This window comes from Hydrogenoanaerobacterium saccharovorans (genome assembly GCF_016901815.1).
Classification (GTDB): Bacteria; Bacillota; Clostridia; order Oscillospirales; family Ruminococcaceae; genus Avimicrobium; species Avimicrobium caecorum.
The window spans coordinates 1-531 of sequence record NZ_JACSNR010000038.1 but is presented as its reverse complement, the minus strand read 5'-3'; the positions used below and the strand labels follow the sequence as shown (position 1 = coordinate 531).

Annotated in this window: 1 protein-coding gene; it reads left to right on the top strand. The window is 46.5% G+C overall.

The window, feature by feature from the left end:
• The coding region (locus H9X81_RS11565; RefSeq protein ID WP_204722180.1) for an HsdM family class I SAM-dependent methyltransferase at positions 1-531 on the top strand (531 nt) is incomplete at both ends.

Here is a 531-nt window from a genome sequence, read left to right as displayed (position 1 = left end):
CGGTACCGCACTGACAGGCGACAAACTGCTGGATTTCGTCAACAACACATTGTTTCCAACACTGAAAAATCTGCCGGTGGATGCCTCTACCCCTATCAAAAAGGCTATTGTACAGACTACTTTCGCCGATGCCAACAACTATATGAAGGATGGTGTTTTGCTTCGTCAGGTCATCAACGTCATCGATGAATTGGATTTTAGCGATTATGAGGAAAGCCACGCTTTTGGGGAAATCTATGAAACTATTCTGAAAGAGCTGCAGAGTGCCGGTTCTGCCGGTGAATTCTATACTCCCAGAGCGGTTACTGACTTTATGGCACAGGTTATCAAACCACAGATCGGGGAAACCATGGCTGATTTTGCTTGTGGTACCGGCGGTTTTATTGTCAGCTGGCTGAAGGAGCTGCATAAGCAGGTAAAAACCACTGAGGATGAGGAGGCATACAGCAATTCCATTTACGGTATTGAGAAAAAGCAGTTTCCCTATATGCTCTGCGTCACCAATCTTCTGCTGCATGGGCTGGATGTACC